At 59.5% G+C, this 16,929-nt stretch carries 17 protein-coding genes; 8 read left to right on the top strand and 9 right to left on the bottom strand.

Going from position 1 to position 16,929, the window contains the following annotated elements; genetic code table 11:
- The first annotated feature begins 5 nt into the window (after positions 1 to 5).
- Together trmFO and gluQRS are read left to right on the top strand one after the other, a co-directional pair.
- The gene (trmFO, locus tag ACSHXH_RS07870) at positions 6 to 1,370 is read left to right on the top strand and encodes a methylenetetrahydrofolate--tRNA-(uracil(54)-C(5))-methyltransferase (FADH(2)-oxidizing) TrmFO (protein ID WP_435671229.1); all 1,365 of its coding nucleotides are present in this window, start codon (positions 6 to 8) and stop codon (positions 1,368 to 1,370) included.
- Complete coding sequence (gluQRS, locus tag ACSHXH_RS07865; RefSeq protein WP_435671228.1) at positions 1,370 to 2,215, top strand: tRNA glutamyl-Q(34) synthetase GluQRS; 846 nt, start codon at positions 1,370 to 1,372, stop codon at positions 2,213 to 2,215. The genes trmFO and gluQRS overlap by 1 nt, the downstream gene beginning before the upstream one ends.
- A gap of 39 nt (positions 2,216 to 2,254) precedes the next feature.
- On the opposite strand, the gene hisI is transcribed toward gluQRS, so the two are convergent.
- The gene (gene hisI / locus ACSHXH_RS07860) at positions 2,255 to 2,617 is read right to left on the bottom strand and encodes a phosphoribosyl-AMP cyclohydrolase (RefSeq protein ID WP_435671227.1); all 363 of its coding nucleotides are present in this window, start codon (positions 2,615 to 2,617) and stop codon (positions 2,255 to 2,257) included.
- Between the two features lie 68 nt (positions 2,618 to 2,685).
- On the opposite strand from hisI, the gene ACSHXH_RS07855 reads away from it, so the two are divergent.
- The gene (locus tag ACSHXH_RS07855) at positions 2,686 to 3,138 is read left to right on the top strand and encodes an iron-sulfur cluster assembly scaffold protein (RefSeq protein ID WP_435671226.1); all 453 of its coding nucleotides are present in this window, start codon (positions 2,686 to 2,688) and stop codon (positions 3,136 to 3,138) included.
- Between the two features lie 178 nt (positions 3,139 to 3,316).
- Here the strand turns inward: ACSHXH_RS07855 and ACSHXH_RS07850 are convergent, their stop codons facing one another.
- The 5 genes from ACSHXH_RS07850 to sciP form a co-directional block, all read right to left on the bottom strand.
- Positions 3,317 to 3,451 carry a hypothetical protein gene (locus ACSHXH_RS07850; protein ID WP_435671225.1) on the bottom strand — a complete coding sequence of 45 codons (135 nt, stop codon included), beginning with the start codon at positions 3,449 to 3,451 and terminating at the stop codon, positions 3,317 to 3,319.
- Positions 3,452 to 3,537: 86 nt separating this feature from the next.
- Positions 3,538 to 5,628 carry an ATP-dependent DNA helicase RecG gene (gene recG, locus ACSHXH_RS07845; protein WP_435671224.1) on the bottom strand — a complete coding sequence of 697 codons (2,091 nt, stop codon included), beginning with the start codon at positions 5,626 to 5,628 and terminating at the stop codon, positions 3,538 to 3,540.
- Complete coding sequence (gene ligA / locus ACSHXH_RS07840) at positions 5,625 to 7,748, bottom strand: NAD-dependent DNA ligase LigA (protein ID WP_435671223.1); 2,124 nt, start codon at positions 7,746 to 7,748, stop codon at positions 5,625 to 5,627. Before ligA ends, recG begins: the two co-directional genes overlap by 4 nt.
- Before the next feature lie 175 nt (positions 7,749 to 7,923).
- Positions 7,924 to 8,634, bottom strand: coding sequence for a response regulator transcription factor CtrA (ctrA, locus tag ACSHXH_RS07835; RefSeq protein WP_435671222.1), 711 nt, complete (start codon positions 8,632 to 8,634; stop codon positions 7,924 to 7,926).
- A gap of 108 nt (positions 8,635 to 8,742) precedes the next feature.
- Positions 8,743 to 9,015: a CtrA inhibitor SciP gene (sciP, locus tag ACSHXH_RS07830; RefSeq protein WP_435671221.1), complete on the bottom strand. Its 273-nt coding sequence runs from the start codon at positions 9,013 to 9,015 to the stop codon at positions 8,743 to 8,745.
- Positions 9,016 to 9,160: 145 nt separating this feature from the next.
- Here sciP and mnmA point away from each other — a divergent pair, with 145 nt between their 5' ends.
- The 5 genes from mnmA to ACSHXH_RS07805 all read left to right on the top strand — a co-directional run bounded on the left by mnmA (position 9,161) and on the right by ACSHXH_RS07805 (position 14,844).
- The gene (mnmA, locus tag ACSHXH_RS07825) at positions 9,161 to 10,303 is read left to right on the top strand and encodes a tRNA 2-thiouridine(34) synthase MnmA (RefSeq protein ID WP_435671220.1); all 1,143 of its coding nucleotides are present in this window, start codon (positions 9,161 to 9,163) and stop codon (positions 10,301 to 10,303) included.
- A gap of 104 nt (positions 10,304 to 10,407) precedes the next feature.
- The gene (locus ACSHXH_RS07820; protein ID WP_435671219.1) at positions 10,408 to 11,343 is read left to right on the top strand and encodes a DUF4123 domain-containing protein; all 936 of its coding nucleotides are present in this window, start codon (positions 10,408 to 10,410) and stop codon (positions 11,341 to 11,343) included.
- Between the two features lie 102 nt (positions 11,344 to 11,445).
- Positions 11,446 to 12,120 (top strand): hypothetical protein, encoded by a 675-nt coding sequence (locus ACSHXH_RS07815; protein WP_435671218.1) that lies wholly within the window; start codon positions 11,446 to 11,448, stop codon positions 12,118 to 12,120.
- 12 nt (positions 12,121 to 12,132) lie between these two features.
- Positions 12,133 to 12,924 (top strand): hypothetical protein, encoded by a 792-nt coding sequence (locus ACSHXH_RS07810; protein ID WP_435671217.1) that lies wholly within the window; start codon positions 12,133 to 12,135, stop codon positions 12,922 to 12,924.
- 123 nt (positions 12,925 to 13,047) lie between these two features.
- Positions 13,048 to 14,844, top strand: coding sequence for a glycosyltransferase (locus ACSHXH_RS07805; protein ID WP_435671216.1), 1,797 nt, complete (start codon positions 13,048 to 13,050; stop codon positions 14,842 to 14,844).
- Positions 14,845 to 14,862: 18 nt separating this feature from the next.
- Here the strand turns inward: ACSHXH_RS07805 and ACSHXH_RS07800 are convergent, their stop codons facing one another.
- The 3 genes from ACSHXH_RS07800 to ACSHXH_RS07790 are packed head-to-tail and all read right to left on the bottom strand — an operon-like array spanning position 14,863 to position 16,879.
- A complete protein-coding gene (locus ACSHXH_RS07800; protein WP_435671215.1) occupies positions 14,863 to 15,528 on the bottom strand; it encodes an alpha/beta hydrolase in 666 nt (221 codons plus the stop codon).
- The gene (locus ACSHXH_RS07795; protein WP_435671214.1) at positions 15,525 to 16,154 is read right to left on the bottom strand and encodes a DNA-3-methyladenine glycosylase family protein; all 630 of its coding nucleotides are present in this window, start codon (positions 16,152 to 16,154) and stop codon (positions 15,525 to 15,527) included. The genes ACSHXH_RS07800 and ACSHXH_RS07795 overlap by 4 nt, the downstream gene beginning before the upstream one ends.
- Complete coding sequence (locus ACSHXH_RS07790) at positions 16,139 to 16,879, bottom strand: precorrin-6A/cobalt-precorrin-6A reductase (protein WP_435671213.1); 741 nt, start codon at positions 16,877 to 16,879, stop codon at positions 16,139 to 16,141. The genes ACSHXH_RS07795 and ACSHXH_RS07790 overlap by 16 nt, the downstream gene beginning before the upstream one ends.
- Positions 16,880 to 16,929: the final 50 nt, after the last annotated feature.

Genomic DNA, 16,929 nt, shown 5'->3' with positions numbered 1-16,929 from the left:
ACCCCATGACACAAGAACTCCACATCGTCGGCGGCGGAATGGCCGGGTCCGAAGCAGCCTGGCAGGCCGCGCATCGCGGCATACAGGTCGTTATCCATGAAATGCGCCCCAAGGTCGCAACCTTCGCCCACAAGACAGGTGATCTGGGCGAAATGGTGTGCTCCAACTCCTTCCGCTCGGATGATCACGAACAAAACGCAGTCGGACTGTTGCATTGGGAAATGCGCGAAGCGGGCGGCTTGATCATCAACACCGCGCACCAACATCGCCTGCCCGCAGGGGGTGCGTTGGCCGTGGATCGTGACGCGTTCAGCGCCGACATCACCCGCCGCCTGCATGCACATCAAAACATCCGTGTAAGCTACGAAGAAGTCACGGAACTACCAGATCAAGGCCATTGGATTTTCGCCACCGGGCCGCTCACCAGTGCCGCCTTGGGGGACGCGATCCAAACCGAGACAGGCACGGACCGGCTTGCCTTTTTCGACGCTATCGCCCCCATCATCTATTTTGACAGCATCGACATGTCCAAAGCCTGGCTGCAATCGCGCTATGACAAGGGCGAGACCGAGGAAGAACAGCGCGCCTATATCAACTGCCCGATGGACAAGGCGCAGTACGACGCCTTCATCGACGCGCTGCTGGCCGCCGACAAGACCGAATTCCACGAAGGCGAAACCGCTGGCTATTTCGACGGGTGCCTGCCCATCGAAGTGATGGCCGAACGTGGCCGCGAAACCCTGCGCCACGGTCCGATGAAGCCTGTTGGCCTGACCAATCCACATGCGCCTGACGTCAAGCCGTGGGCGGTCGTGCAACTGCGCCGCGACAACGCGCTGGGGACACTTTACAATATTGTCGGCTTTCAAACAAAGATGAAGTATGGTGCGCAGGCTGCTGTTTTCAAAACAATACCCGGCCTTGAAGAAGCAAGCTTTGCGCGTCTTGGCGGCATCCACCGCAACACCTTCCTCAACAGCCCGACGCTGCTCGACGATCAGATGCGCCTGCGCTCAAAGCCCAATATCCGCTTTGCCGGTCAGGTCACTGGGGTCGAAGGGTATGTCGAATCCTCGGCCATGGGTCTTTTGGCTGGGCGCATGGCGGCTGCCGAAATGACCGGCCAGCCGATGCCGACAGTCCCCCATGACAGCGCCCATGGTGCGCTGATCCACCACATCACCGGCGGGGCCGACGCCAAGACGTTCCAGCCGATGAACGTCAATTTCGGTCTCTTTCGCCCCGTCGACGGGCTCAAGGGCGGCCGCCGTGGCCGCAAAGACCGCTACAAAGCCTATACAGACCGCGCCAAAGCGGCATGGTCGGACTGGCTCGCGGAACAGGAACCTGCAAAATCCGCAGCGGAATAGTGACGTTCATCACCCGGTTTGCCCCGAGCCCGACTGGCCCCTTGCATCTGGGCCATGCCTATTCTGCGCTTTTGGCGTTTGATATGGCACGCGCGGTACAAGGCAGGTTCCTGCTGCGGATCGAAGACACCGACGCGGCGCGCTGCACACCGGCGTTTGAGGCTCAAACCTATGATGATCTCGCGTGGCTTGGCCTGACATGGGAAACGCCGGTGCTGCGCCAGTCCGACACCACCGCCGCTTATGATGCGGCGATCACGCAGCTGGGCGACATGGGGCTGCTCTACCCCTGCTCCTGCACCCGAGGCGACATACGCCGCGCCGTATCTGCCCCGCAAGAAGGCACGCCGCTGCTCGGGCCGGATGGTCTGGTCTATCCCGGCATCTGCCGCCACCGCGCGTGGCAAGACCGCACAGACACCGACGCGGTGCGCCTGAACATGGCCAAAGCCCTAAACAGCCTCGAAGACATCCCTCAATACATCGAAACCGGCTGTCACCCCGCATTAAGGTTAACCCGCGCGCAGCTGGAGCAAGAGATCGGGGACGTAGTCCTCGCACGGCGCGACACCAAAACCGCCGCCTACCACCTGAGCGTTGTGGTGGATGATGCCGCCCAAGGCATCACCCATGTGATCCGGGGCGAAGACCTGGCCAGTGCCACGCCAATTCATGTGCTGCTGCAAACCCTTCTGGGCCTGCCCACACCGATTTATCACCATCACCGCCTGATCCGCGACGCCGCCGGAAAACGCCTGGCCAAACGCGACGATGCGCGCGCAATCGCGCTCTACCGCGCCGAAGGTGCAACCCCGGCTGACATCAGGGCCATGGTCGGGCTTTAATCCCATCCCTTGCTTCTTCTTTTTTCAAATATGCAAAATCTACGTCTGCAAAGGTGCCATGATCTCAATCTCGGCGCCGTTCTGAACTTCGGTGTAAAAACACGACCGCCGATTGGTGTGACAGGCGGGCCCGGACTGGTTCACCGTCACCAAAAGACAATCGCGGTCACAATCGACCCGGAACGCCACCAAAGCTTGCACATGGCCTGAACTTTCGCCCTTGACCCAAAACGCCGCCCGCGACCGTGACCAATAGGTCACGCGCCCGGTCTCGAGGGTCTTGGCAACCGCCTCGGCGTTCATCCATGCCATCATCAGCACCTCGCCGCTGACAGCATCCTGTGCAATCGCAGGGATCAGGCCCGCGTCATTATAGACCAAAGTCGCAGGATCAAAGCTCATGGGGAAAAACCTTTTTGCATCCGCCGCTTGGTCCCCTATCTAAGGAGGGAACCGCAAAAGGGAAAGCCATGTCCGGCGACACCGATCTGATCAAACTCTATTCTGGCCGCATCCTTGAACTGGCGGCGGACATCCCGCATCACGGGCGGCTGTCAGCACCCGGCGCGACGGTCAAGAAACGCTCGCCGTTGTGTGGGTCAACCGTGACCGTGGACCTGAACCTTGCGAACGGAACGGTCAGCGCCTTTGGCCAAGACGTCAAAGCCTGCGCTTTGGGTCAGGCTGCTGCGTCTGTTGTCGGCGGGGCCATCCTTGGCACGACGCCCGATCAAATCGTACAGGCCCGAGACGACTTGCGCGCCATGCTCAAGGACGATGGCCCAACCCCCTCCGCCCCGTTTGACGGGCTAGAGGTGTTGCGCCCGGCTGTGGCATTCAAAAACCGTCACGCTTCGATCTTGCTGACACTGGACGCCGCATCCGAGGCCGTGGCGCAGCTTGTGCAAACGCAATCGGCATAACCCAGAAATTTACCAGATGATAAAAAAACCGCCGCACTTCAAAAGAAGGCGGCGGCAAAGTCGCGCGTTCGTTGGGGGCCGTCGCAGCTCTGAAGGCAGGCAACCTTCTGGGACAGGTGCATCCGTTGGGACAGGATGCAGTTGAGCGGTCAGGCAAACACGCAGGCAGAAAACAAACTCAGACAAGCACCGGCAAGTGCAGCGCTGCAACCAGCATCACGACCAGAGACATGGCACCAAGCGCATCCTGAAGAAGCGCCGTATTGGTAAGTGCCTTAGCCGAAGAGATCGAGGTTTTGATCCGCTGCATCATGATGACGTCCTCCTTGTTGCTATTTTGTTCTCACATCGGAAACGTTTTGTAAAGAACTTTTTGAGAACATTTGAGAACAAAAGCGGTTAACCCACCGAAATAAGCTGAATCGCCTGGTCCTGCTTCATCAGGTACAACAGCGCCCGCGCGGCCTGGCCGCGTGCGGACACAAGGCCCGGATCATCCAAAAGCAGCTTGCGCGCGTCGTCTTGCGCTGTCTCCATCAAGCTAGCCTGACGTTCCAGATCGGCGATCTGAAACCGGGGCAAACCCGATTGCACCGTGCCCAGAACATCACCCGCACCGCGCATTTCAAGATCGACCTCGGATATCCGAAACCCGTCTTCGGTTTCGCGCAAGGTGGTCAGACGTTTCAATCCGGTTTCCCCCAGCGGCGGTTGGTAGAGCAACAAACAGGTCGAGGCCGCAGCCCCGCGCCCAACCCGCCCCCGCAGCTGGTGCAGTTGCGCCAAACCGAACGTTTCGGCGCGTTCGATCACCATAATCGAAGCATTGGGCACATTGACCCCAACCTCGATCACCGTGGTCGCCACCAGAACGCCCGTCTGCCCGGACACGAACCGCGCCATCGCCGCGTCCTTGTCAGCAGGGGGCATCTGGCCGTGTACGAGGCCCACAACCCCCTCGCCCAGAAGAGCGCGCAGGCGTTTGAACCGCTCTTCCGCCGACGTCAGGTCCGAAACTTCGCTTTCATCGACCAGCGGACAGACCCAATACGCTTGCCGCCCTTCTGCCACCGCCTGCCGCAATCGCTCCACAACACCGTCCATCTGTTCGTTGGACAACAGCGCGGTTTTGACCGGCGTACGGCCGGGCGGCTTTTCGTCCAACACAGACACATCCATATCGCCATATTGCGCCAATGCAAGTGAGCGTGGGATCGGTGTCGCGGTCATGACCAGCACGTCCACCGCCTGCCCCTTGCGCCCCAGCTCCAACCGTTGACGAACCCCGAACCGGTGCTGTTCGTCGATGATCGCCAGCCGCAGATCGGCAAATTCCACGTCTTTTTGAAACACCGCATGTGTGCCTACAAGGATCTGAATATCGCCACGCTGAAGAGCAGCCAGTTTCGCCTTTCTCTCGGTCCCCTTGTCGCGCCCGGTGAGCAGTTCAAGCACAACGCCCGCATCCTCGGCCAAAGGTTGCAACCCCTCAAGATGTTGACGCGCCAGGATTTCCGTTGGGGCCATCATGACACCCTGCCCGCCTGCCTCGACCGCTGTGAGCAGCGCCATAAACGCAACAAGCGTCTTGCCCGACCCCACATCGCCCTGAAGCAAGCGGTTCATCCGGTGCGGGCTGGCCATGTCATCGGTGATCTCGTCAATGCTGCGCATCTGCGCGTCCGTCGGCCTGTAGGGCAACACGGTCATCACCTTGTGGCGCAGCTTGCCATTACCAGAGGTTTCAACTCCGGGCTTGGCGCGTTTCTGCGCACGGGCCAACGCAAGTGTCAGCTGATGCGCCATCAGTTCATCATAAGCCAGTCGCCGCCGTGCCGGGCTGTCCAGCGACAGCGCGCCCAGACCTTTGGGGGCGTGGGCCATATCCATTGCGGCGCGCCAGCTTGGCCAGTCTTCACGCTCCATCAATCTGGGATCGACCCATTCCGCCAGATCGGGGGCCCGCGTCAGCGCATCGGTCGCCGCCTTGACCATCGTCTTTTGCGTCACCCCCGCAGTGAGCGGATAGACCGGTTCATACTCTGGCAGGGTCGCCGCCTCGTCGGGCATCAGCACATGATCGGGATGCACCATCTGCGCCATGCCATCGAAAAACTCCACCTTGCCCGACACGATGCGCCGCGCGCCAAAGGGCAGGATTTTCGACACATAATCGCCGCGCGCATGGAAGAACACGATCTGAAACGCGATCTGCGCATCCTCGACCTGTACGCGGTATGCCCCGCCCTTGGTGCGCGGCGGGCGGTGCGCACAGATCTCGACCTCAACCGTTAAAGTTGATGGTAAATCAGCACCTTGCACCGTGTCCCTCAGGCGGCGATCCACCACGGAATGGGGCAGCGTGTAGAGCAGATCGCGCGGCGCCATGATTCCCATATGGCCCAGAGTGTCGGCAGTTTTGGGGCCAACCCCCTTGAGCCCGCCCAGATCGCCGAACAGCGGAAACAGGATTTCCGGCCTGCCGGTCATGCGCCCTCGATCAGGTCAAACCAACCATCTTCGTCGATGATGGCAACCCCCAGATCACGCGCCTTGGTTTCCTTTGACCCCGCGCCCGGCCCCGCGACCAGCAGATCGGTTTTGGCCGACACCGACCCCGACACCTTGGCCCCCAACGCCTCGGCCCGCGCTTTGGCCTCGGCCCGGGTCATCCGTTCCAGAGACCCGGTGAAAACCACGGTTTTGCCCGCGACAGGACTGCCTTCGGTTTGTGGGCGCACTGCGTGTTGCACGGACAAGTGCACGACCAATCGGTTGATCGACGCGCGTTCTGCCTCTTGCGCGAAGGTTGAGACAAGCGAAGTGGCGACGACTTTGCCAATGCCATCAATGTCGATCAGGTTGGCCCATGCGTCGCCGTCGGGATCATGCCCTGCGTCAATGGCTGTCTCGAACGCGTCCCATGTGCCGTAGGACCGTGCCAAAAGGTTCGCAACCACTTCGCCCACATGGCGAATACCCAGCGAAAAGATCAGCCGCCCGAGAGGGATGCTGCGCTTTTCGTCGATGGCATCAAACAGGTTTTGCGCCGATTTTTCGCCCCAGCCTTCGCGGTTCTTGAGCTGTTGCATCCCAGTGCCATAGCGGTCGCGCAGGGTGAAGATGTCCGCGGGTTCTTTGACCCAGCCGTCAATGTAGAACTGTTCCACCTGCTTTGCGCCCAGACCTTCGATGTCGAAGGCGGCGCGCGACACAAAATGTTTAAGCTTTTCCACCGCCTGCGCGGGGCAGATCAGGCCACCGCTGCACCGGCGCACTGCATCGCCTTCTTCGCGGATGGCCTCGGACCCGCATTCCGGGCAAAGATTAGGGAATTCATACGGTTGGGTGCCGTTTGGGCGTTTATCAAGATCCACATCCGCCACTTTCGGGATCACGTCGCCCGCGCGATAGACCTGCACCCAGTCGCCGACGCGGATGTCCTTGCCACCCCGGATCGGCGTGCCGGTGGCATCACGTCCGGCGATATAGTCTTCATTGTGCAGCGTCGCGTTCGACACCACCACGCCCCCCACGGTGACAGGTGTCAGCCGGGCCACCGGGCTGAGCGCGCCGGTGCGGCCGACCTGAATGTCGATGGATTCGAGCCGCGTCCACGCCAGTTCCGCCGGGAATTTATGCGCGATCGCCCAACGCGGTGTGGTCGATCGAAAGCCCAGCCGTGACTGATAGCCAAGATCGTCCACTTTGTAGACCACACCGTCAATGTCATAGCCAAGCGTCGCGCGCTGATCTTCGATCTGGCGGTACTGCGCGATCATATCATCCGGCCCGGCGCAGCGTTTGGTGAGCGGATTCGTCTGGAACCCCAACGCCTTGAGCCTTGCAATGGCGTTGGTCTGGGTGTCGGCAAGCGGTTCGCTGAGCGCGCCCCACGAATACGCGAAGAACCGAAGCGGCCGGTCCTTGGTGATGCCCGCATCCAGTTGCCGAAGCGATCCGGCGGCGGCATTGCGCGGGTTGGCAAAGGCCTTGCCGCCCCGTGCCGTTTGCCGGTCATTCAGGGCGGCAAAGTCTGCATGGCTCATGTAAACTTCGCCGCGCACCTCAAGGATATCGGGCGCGCCGGTAAGGGTTTGGGGAATGTCGTCAATCGTGCGCGCATTTGCGGTGACGTTTTCACCCACCGCCCCGTCACCGCGTGTTGCCGCCTGCACCAATGTGCCACGCTCGTACCGAAGGGACAGCGACAGCCCATCGATCTTGGGCTCTGCCGTATAGGCCAGCGGCGCATCGTCCGACAGACCCAGATAGCGGCGAATGCTTTGGTCAAAGCTGGTGATGTCTGCATCTTCGAACGCGTTCGACAGCGACATCATGCGGATTTCATGCGCGACCTTGGTGAACCCGTCAGCCACCGGCGCGCCGACCTGATCACTGGGGCTATCGGCACGTTTCAGGATGGGAAAGCGCGCCTCAATCTCGGCATTGCGGCGCTTGAGGTGGTCATACTCAGCGTCCGATATCTCGGGGGCATCCTGCGTGTGATAGGCCGCGTTCGCCCGTCCCAAGAGTGCCGCCAAGCGGTCAAGTTCGGAACGTGCATCCGCCTCTGACAGATCTTCGACCGCGATCACCTGCTCTGTCATGTGCCCCCCATTGGCCTTGCATCCTGAACAGAGTGATAGGCCCGGGGTCGCACAGCGTCCAGATTTGAAACGACATATGGCGTCAGATCCAGTGCCGTCCCGTGTCGAAATGGGTGTTTGCCCCAATAGGGGAGGCTACTGGATCCCTGCCGCGAGCGGTGAGGGGAAAACGGCGCTATGCTCCGATGGCGATGCGACCGTCTTCAACCACATCCGGGTCGCGCAGAACGTATCCACGTCCCCAGACCGTTTCGATATAGCTGCCATCGCCGGTTGCTTCGGCCAGTTTCTTGCGCAATTTGCAAATGAACACGTCAATGATCTTGAGTTCAGGTTCATCCATGCCACCGTAAAGGTGGTTGAGGAACATTTCCTTGGTCAAGGTTGTGCCCTTGCGCAGGCTGAGCAGTTCAAGCATCTGGTATTCCTTGCCTGTCAGATGCACAATTGTCCCATCCACCTGCACCGTCTTGGCATCAAGATTAACTTCGACCTTACCCGTGCGGATAATGGATTGCGAATGACCCTTGGACCGTCGGATGATCGCGTGAATCCGCGCGATCAGTTCTTCGCGGTGGAAGGGTTTTGTCAGGTAATCATCTGCCCCAAACCCAAAGCCTTTGATCTTGTCTTCGCTGGCATCATTGCCCGACAGGATCAGGATCGGTGTTTCGATCCGCGCAAGGCGCAATTGTCGCAAAACCTCGAACCCGTTCATATCGGGCAGGTTGAGATCAAGCAGGATCAAATCGTAGTCGTACAGCTTGGCCAGATCGATGCCTTCTTCCCCCAGATCGGTGGAATAGACATTCAAATTGGCATTGCCCAACATCAATTCGATGCTTTTCGAAGTGGTCGGGTCATCTTCGACCAAGAGTACGCGCATCTGGTTTCTCCGCAATGTCAACGTCCGGCTCAGCCACATTGACGAGAAAAGGTTAACCTTAGGTTAGCACGCGCTCTGCATTTATGCAACCCAAGGTTGCAGTCGCGATCACCGGTATCGTTGAACAGCCGTGGCTTTCAAAGCATCGCGCCCGTGACGGGATGCGGCGGCGATCCAAGCGTCCAGTTCTTCCTCGCTCAATTCATAGCGCGCCAAGGCTTCTTTCTTTGAAATCAGGTTGTGCACCACGGCATCGACAACCATGGCCTTGCGTGACGCCACCCAGCGATAGGTGTTCGGCGGCGGCAGATCGGCCTGGGTCAAAATGGTCCCGTTTGACAGGGTCACAGTGCGCGGCCCGTTTGCTTTTTTTAGATACATATTCCGGCCCTTTCCAAGCCCTGAAGTCCTGCTTGCAAAGACCTTTGCGCAATTGGCCTTAATGTGACGTGAAGCGAAGGGTTGAGAGTATGTCAGATTTACCTATATTTCGCGCGATCAGCCCCCTTCACCCGGAGACACCCCGATGGCCCTCGACGCGCCGACACTCAATTCGCTTGGCTTTGCCAAGTCGCCATCGGAAACCCGCGTGGTTGTCGCCATGTCCGGTGGGGTGGACAGCTCTGTGGTAGCGGCGCAACTGGCCGAGGAAGGCTATGATGTGGTGGGCGTAACCTTGCAGCTTTACGACCACGGTGCCGCGCTCTCCAAGAAAGGCGCGTGCTGTGCCGGGCTGGATATTCACGATGCGCGCCGCGTGGCCGAAGATATGGGCTTTCCGCATTACGTTCTGGATTATGAGAACATTTTTAAAGACGCCGTGATCGACGAATTTGCCGACAGCTACCTTGCGGGCGCGACCCCTGTGCCCTGCATCCGTTGCAATGAACGGGTGAAATTCAAGGACCTGCTGGAAACCGCCAAAGACCTTGAGGCAGATTGCATGGCCACCGGTCATTACATCCAGCGCAAGATGGGCGCACATGGCCCTGAGCTGCACAGCGCCGAGGATGCCAACCGCGATCAAAGCTATTTCCTGTTTTCAACCACACCGGAACAGCTGGATTACCTGCGCTTTCCCTTGGGGCACTTGCCGTCCAAGGACGCCACACGCGAGCTTGCCGCGCGCTATGGATTGCAGGTGGCAGACAAGCCCGACAGTCAGGACATCTGTTTCGTGCCCAACGGCAATTATGCCAGTGTGATCGAAAAGCTGCGCCCCGGCGCGGCAGAACCCGGAGAGATCGTGCATGCCGATGGCCGCGTGCTGGGCCAGCATAATGGCGTCATTCACTACACCATCGGCCAGCGGCGCGGGCTGGGCATCGGTGGACTGGAAGACCCGCTTTATGTGGTCAAGCTGGATGTAGACACCAAACAGGTCATTGTCGGACCGAAAGAGTTGCTGACCACCCGCACCATTCCAGTGCGCGAAATCAACTGGCTGGGCGACACCGATTTCACCAGCCAGACCGAATGGCACGTGTCAGTCAAGGTCCGCTCCACCCGCCCACCGCGCGCAGCGATCATCCGCCCGCTTTCGGCCACCGAAGCCGAGGTGGAACTGCTGACACCCGAAGAAGGCGTATCCCCCGGGCAGGCCTGCGTGTTCTACGAAACGAACGGCACCCGCATTCTGGGTGGTGGCTGGATCTGGCGGGGGAACTAAGGCCGCACCCTCTTGACGCGTCATACGTTGGAAATTATCAGGCCTTAATGTACCGACATTATTTTGTGCGCAGAGTTTTGTAAATCTGGTTAAGGAGAACGCAGGTGCGAGACGAATACGCACGCTACCTGCTCAGTCTTCACAGCCGCAATGCTCCGATTTATGCCGTCGTTGACGGCGCAAGCTACGACAACTTACCGGAAATCCTGTGGCGTGGCGATTTCAAGAGTAAGTCTCTTTATCTCGATCGCGGGGACAATGACCCCGAACAAATTGTGACAGCACCGCATCTCGTTGTCTTAGACGAGATGCCCTTTGAAGCTGGACGACGCAGCTCCACAGAAACTCTTGCAGCACTCTTTGACGCTTTGGGTTCGACGAGCGGTGTCGTCTTTTGGCACGGGGTGAAGAGCGCAGAGCACCTTTTCAAGCATCTGCGCGGGTTGAATGTCATCCATATTCCAATCGATGCGCTTGCGACTGATGATCAAGCGCATATTGCAGAAACATCCGTTCCGGTTCTTTTCAGACATGCAGACGCAAACGCATTGGCGCAGGTCATCACAAGCGTAAATGTCGACGAAGCGTCACGATTGATGGGTCCGACCAGCACCCTGGTTTGCCAACCGGATGCGCATTGGTGCAAGGGCCTTCCATTTTTGCACATGTCCCGCGACAAGGATTGGCCAACTCCAGCCCCCGGAATGCTCAGCTTGTCTGTAGGAACTATGACTCGGATGGAGCAACGGCGGGAAGATGGCCTCAAAGCATGGGCTTTGGATGATTTTTCAGGCGATTCTGAAACACCAATGACACAAGAGACAATCTTGGACGCATTTGCCCGCGCCAGAGTCTACTGCCTCGAAGAAAAGGACGATATTTGGGAGTTCATAGAACTTGAAAAAACATTTGGTCCGTCTTTCGAGAAACGCCCTGGTTGGGAAGCCGTAGCAAACACGCTGAAGAGTAGCACAAAGACGGCCAAACAAAGAATATTCTATGCAGCACTTGCCTGCGATGAACTTAGTGAAAGGCAGTGAATGGTAAGGGCTTGCTCAACTTGCAACAACGGATGCGGGAATGGCGTCGCTCAAACCCGCCGAGACGATCCTGTCTTTCGCGAAATGTGCAGCATACTCTGTATGGTCCGCTCGGAAGCGTGCCAGGGTTTGTTACCCGAGGGCGACGATGGCCGCGTGCAATTGTCAAACGAGGCAGAAGCCCGAGCGCGCAATTCACCCGATCTGGACAATGCAATTCGTGGCAAATACGGACCCGGTGCGCGTGGACTTGTTGATGAACCACGCATGGTTCCTTACACAAGACGTGTTGCAGGTCGCGCCCAGGTTGCCGCAAACCGGGTCAGAGACTATCTGGACCCGGTCCGGGATCGCCTGATGCGAGAAGCCCGCAACCAGTTGGGCGAAGCCGCTGTCCGGCGTATGGCATCTGCTTGGACGAAATTTGTCCCCGGTCTGAACCTACTGACCACGTTGTATGACGTCTACGATTTGGCCTCGACGGGCTATGATATTTACCAATCAATCGACGAAATGCTCGGCCCGTTTCGGGACAACCCAAACGTCTATGAAGTGCGCCCGGATCTTGCCATTGAGGAAAACGGGAGATTGCGGGACATTTACGACTTTAAGTTCGACGGGGACCGTTATCGAAATGACCAAGACGGGATCTACAACGAAGCCATGCGCCAGGGTGGTGTTGAAAATCCAGACGTCGTTAACAATGGCACAGTCAGCCCAACCACCTGTGAGTGCGACGGACAACGGTTCCCCGGTTCCGCAATCGCAGGCAGCTGATCAGGAGTTTTTATGCGCAGCTACACCTTTCCAGTGACCTTTGCCCAAAGCAAGGACCCCAATGCGATCTGCCGGGTGCGCTTGAACAATCGCTTCAACCCACGGGATATGGCGGCGGATTATCCGCAAAATACCACGCGGTTCTATTTGGAAGAGGTCCTTTCCGAAGGCACACCCGCGCAATACGTCGTGGCATCCGGCAATGCCTTGGATATCCATAGTCCCGTGGCAAAGCAGATCACCGATGCAGAGCGCGCGGTCCTGCTCAATCTCATTGATTTTGGTCAGGACTTTGAAAACGACCGTTCCACGACCGTCGAAGATCTGGTGTTTTTCGTGCCCAATCCTGACGATCACACCGTCGCAGGATTGCTGCAGGCCCTAGATATACGCGTTTCAGAGGCACGTGTCGGGCTGACAGAGGCCATGATCGCCAACCCGGTGGACCCTAATGATCCCTATATCGCCAAGCGCTGGCCAGAGGCAGATCACCATCGCTACCGCTATGTGCTGGTCTGGAGCTTTCCAACGCCCGTGCCCAATGCGGTTGCCGCGCGCAGCGATGGGATCCACCGTCTGGTGATGTGGAACGCCCTGTCGACCACAATGACCGCTAAAGCCGCGGTCGAAGGAAAATATACGGGCGTGGCCTATGAGTGTTTCATCGACGGCACCAGTGTCGAGTACGTGGTCGAGCGGCCAAGCTGTGATCCGGCGCTTGCGATTGATTATCTTCTGTCCGCGATGGAGCGCGTCTACGGTCTGAGCCCGAGCAGCAGCGAAATCACCGTGGTGGTCGAGTAACCATTGCCCAGCTCTGTGTAATCCCGCAACACACAGCCCGGCACCATGTATAGCAGAGATATTGTGTCCCGCGCCGTCACAGGTCACCTTGACGAAAGGACACAGATCTCGGACCCATATTCCATGTCACACCAGCGCATCTTTTGCATTCTGCCCAAGCTTGGAAAGAATGTCGGAGGTGGCAAACTCAAGGCGGTGTTCACGCGGATGAACCTGCTGGTCGAACGCCCCGACACCGATGTGGTGCTTTTGAACCTGACGCAAAGCTGCGCACAACACCTCGCCTTTGCCAAGTTGCAGGCTAGCGGCGTGTTGGACAGGCGGATCAAACATCTGTCCCTGCATGACCTTTGGTGTGCATCCACCACGGCACCAGCGACGGATGCAATCGAAGAACCCGACTGGGACTGCCAGAAAGCCACGACAGGCCGCAAGGACAAGCGCACGTATCTTGCCGGAAAAAAGGCTGTCATGTGGGATACAACCGAACAGACCGTCGCAGGTGCGCTCACCACACGGCGCTTTTATACACTTGGGCAAAACCACGATGTCCGGCTCAAATCCCTAAACGGGGATCTGATCGAAGGCCGCGTGACGTTGGGCGACGGCGTGATCCAGCACATCGCCTATGTCGGTGGGTGTGCCGTGTGTCGGACGACCTATGACCACAAGGTCTTGCAAAGCATCGACGACCTGACGCTTGACAAGACCTATGCCACCGACGCCGACCATCACCGCGCCCTGATTGAGCGGGATTTGCCCCAGGAGTGCGTCGTCTTTATTGACGGGATTACCGTGTCCCACCTGTCACCAGCGATCCGCGCGCCCAAGGTGCTGTTCCTGCATGCAGACCACCGCAGGCCCGATGGGTCGGTCCTGCCACGGTCCCGCGCCCGGATCGAGGCGTTTGACGGCGATGCCATCGTAACCGCCACCCATGTGCACAAAACCCGGCTTGAAGCGGACACGCGACACAGGGCCCCGATCCGTGTGATCCCGCACTACACGACGATGGTGCCAAAGCCCGCGCAAACCCGCCGCCACATCTGCACCGTGTCGCGGCTTGATCTGACCGGCAAACCCATCCACCAGTGTATCGAGGCCTTCACCCGCATCATGCATCTGATTCCGGAGTGCAATTACCTGATCTACGGGTCCGGCCTTGGTCACGCGCGTCTGGACCAGTTGATCCGGCATCATGGTTGTGGCGACCGGGTGATCCTGATGGGGCCAACTCAAGATCCATCGGCAGTCTTCAGCGCCTGCCTGTTTTCTCTCGCCCCCACTGTGACCGAAGGCTTTGGCCTGTCGCTGTTGGAATCGCTCACCTGTGGATGCCCGGTGATCAGTTATGACGTGGATTACGGCCCCCGCGAATTGATCACGCCCGGCCAGAACGGGGAATTGGTGGCCCCCGGCGACATTGACGCGCTCGCGCAGGCGATCCTCAAGCTGCACCAAAACCGCGATCCCTACAGCGCACACAGTATCCCATCTGTGCAACCTTACAGCTTTGACGCCTATACCGCGCGCTATCATGACCTGATCGACGATCTGTCAGGGCGTGGCTTTGGCTTTGATGTTATGGCAGACGACATGGCATCTGAGGTGCGCCGCGCATTGATCACAGCGCCCATGCGCCACAGGCTGCGATTGCTCGACCTGTCGGTTCAGCTTTGCGAAGACCGCCGGGATATTGAGGGGCTGTACGCCGCATTCCAGCAAAAGCACGCGCTTTGCCCGGAGGATCCGCAGCCGGTGAAACGTTGTGTCTGGCTCAGTCGGCGGTTGGGCCGTCTGGCCGAATGCCACGCGCACCTAGATCATCTGGCCGCGCGCTTCCCCCAAGATCATGCGCGGTTTGTCACGCGGTTTCCCGAATTCCTTGATCTGGCAGCGGCAGCATCGCTCTACGACTGACCGCCGCGCAGGCATGGATCACAGGCTGCATTTGTCCCGCATGAACGCCAGCGCGACCGACAAGCCATCTGGCGCGATACCGTGGGCGGTGCCCTTCATGATATGGGCGAACACGTCTTCCCAGCCGGCGCTCTGCAACGCCTCTGCTGCCTCGGGCAAGGATTGCGGAGGAACAACATCATCCTGATCACCATGCAGCAGCAGGATCGGAAAGCGGCTTACCACTTCATCAGCCAGCAATTCAGGGGCCAGCAACCGGCCGGAAAACGCCACCAGCCCAGCAATCGGATCTTCGCGCCGAGGGGCGACGTGCAGCGCCATCATCGTGCCTTGGCTAAAGCCAAGCAGGACAACCTGTTCCGGCAGAAGGTCTTCATCCACCATCAGCGCGTCCAGAAACGCGTTCAGATCGTCAACAGCGCGGGCCATCCCGGCCATCGATTCCTCTTCAGACGATCCGTCAATCCACGGGATCGGGAACCACTGAAAGCCAAAGGGCGCGCCCGCACAGGCCTCGGGCGCATCGGGCGCCACAAACAATGTGTCCGGCAGATGTTCGGCCAACGGATCGGCCAGCCCCAGCAAATCGGCCCCATTGGCCCCATAGCCGTGCAGAAACACCACGGCAGAGCGGATTTCCCCGGATACCGGTTCCTTGCGGCCTGCGTTCAACACCCGTGTCATGCGATACCCTCTCGATCTTTTGCCACATGGTAGTAAGCCCAGAGCGTCCGCGCCGCAACCGATCTCCACGGGCTCCAGGCTTCGGCCATCTGGCGCAACGCCTTATCCTTTGGTCGGTCAGGCAGATCGAACAACATCCGTGCGCTTTCCTGCAAGGCCAGATCGCCCGGCGCAAACACGTCCGCACGACCAAGCGAGAACATCGCGTAGATCTCGGCGGTCCAGACGCCGATACCAGTAACGGCAGTCAGGGTCTTGACCACATCGTCCGTCGGCGCACCCCGCAACGCGTCATAATCAATCCCCGCCTCCGCCAAAGCACAGGCATAGCGCGCCTTTTGGCGGCTCAGCCCCAAATCGCGCAACCCGTCCTGATCAAAGCGCAGCACCGCTTCGGGCGTGACGGCCCCGGCGGTCTCTAACTTGCCCCAGATCGCGCGGGCCGATGCCACGCTGACCTGCTGGCTGACAATCGCGCTGAGCAATTGTGCAAACCCATCGGGCCGCAACCGCAAGGGCAGCGCGCCGGTCTGTTCATGCGCATGGGCAAAGCGCGGCTCGATCTGGGCCAACCATGCCGCCCCTTCGGCGACGCAGGCATCCGTTTCAATCACACGTTCAACCACGTTCGCTCCTGTATCCACTGCATTGCGGCGTCGACCGATCTCACCACCCGCCCAAAGGGCACCGGCGGGCGGGCCACCATATAGACCGGCAGTCCAAGTGCGCGCGCGGCGGCGATCTTGGGCCAACCACCCGGCCCTCCTGCATTGCGGGTCAGCACAGCGTCGATCCGTAACCTGCGCATAAGCGCGCATTCCTGAGTTTCGGGAAACGGCGCATCCCCAAAGAGAAAGCGTCCGTGTTTCAGCGGAAACGGGTCGTGGTGTTCCGTCAGTTGCCGCACAAACACATGCGCGTGGCGCAGCGCCCGCAACTCCCCAAGCGCCGGACGCCCCAGCGTGACCAACACCCGCGCACCCTTTGGGATCATACAAGCAGCATCGCGCGCCGAAGCAACGCTGAGCCAGTGATCCCGCCGCGTGGGATGCCATTCGGGCCGGGCCAGCGTGAGGCTTGGCACTTCGAACCGCGCAGCCATCTTTGCGCCCAATGCCGCCGTGTCCCGATCACAGGGATGTGCGGCGACCACAAGAACTGACGCGTCCTGCATCACATCCGCCAAACCCGTCTGATCCGAAGCGCCCTGCCCCGTCACCCGGTCCCGCGCAGGCAACCAAAGGCGCGCGCGATCGCCAAGATGCCCCGCCAGGGCGCGCGCCTCGGCAGATCCCCCAAGGATCGCCACGCAACCCTGCCCTGCGGAATTGGAGCCGTCGAAAACCGTCATGACCAACCGCTTACAAAACCACGACGCAAAGCGCCATGCGGACGCAGTCA

Source organism: Marivita sp. (assembly GCF_051251565.1).
GTDB lineage: Bacteria > Pseudomonadota > Alphaproteobacteria > Rhodobacterales > Rhodobacteraceae > Marivita.
Note: the sequence above shows the minus strand (reverse complement) of the source record. Positions and strands in the feature narration are given on the sequence as shown.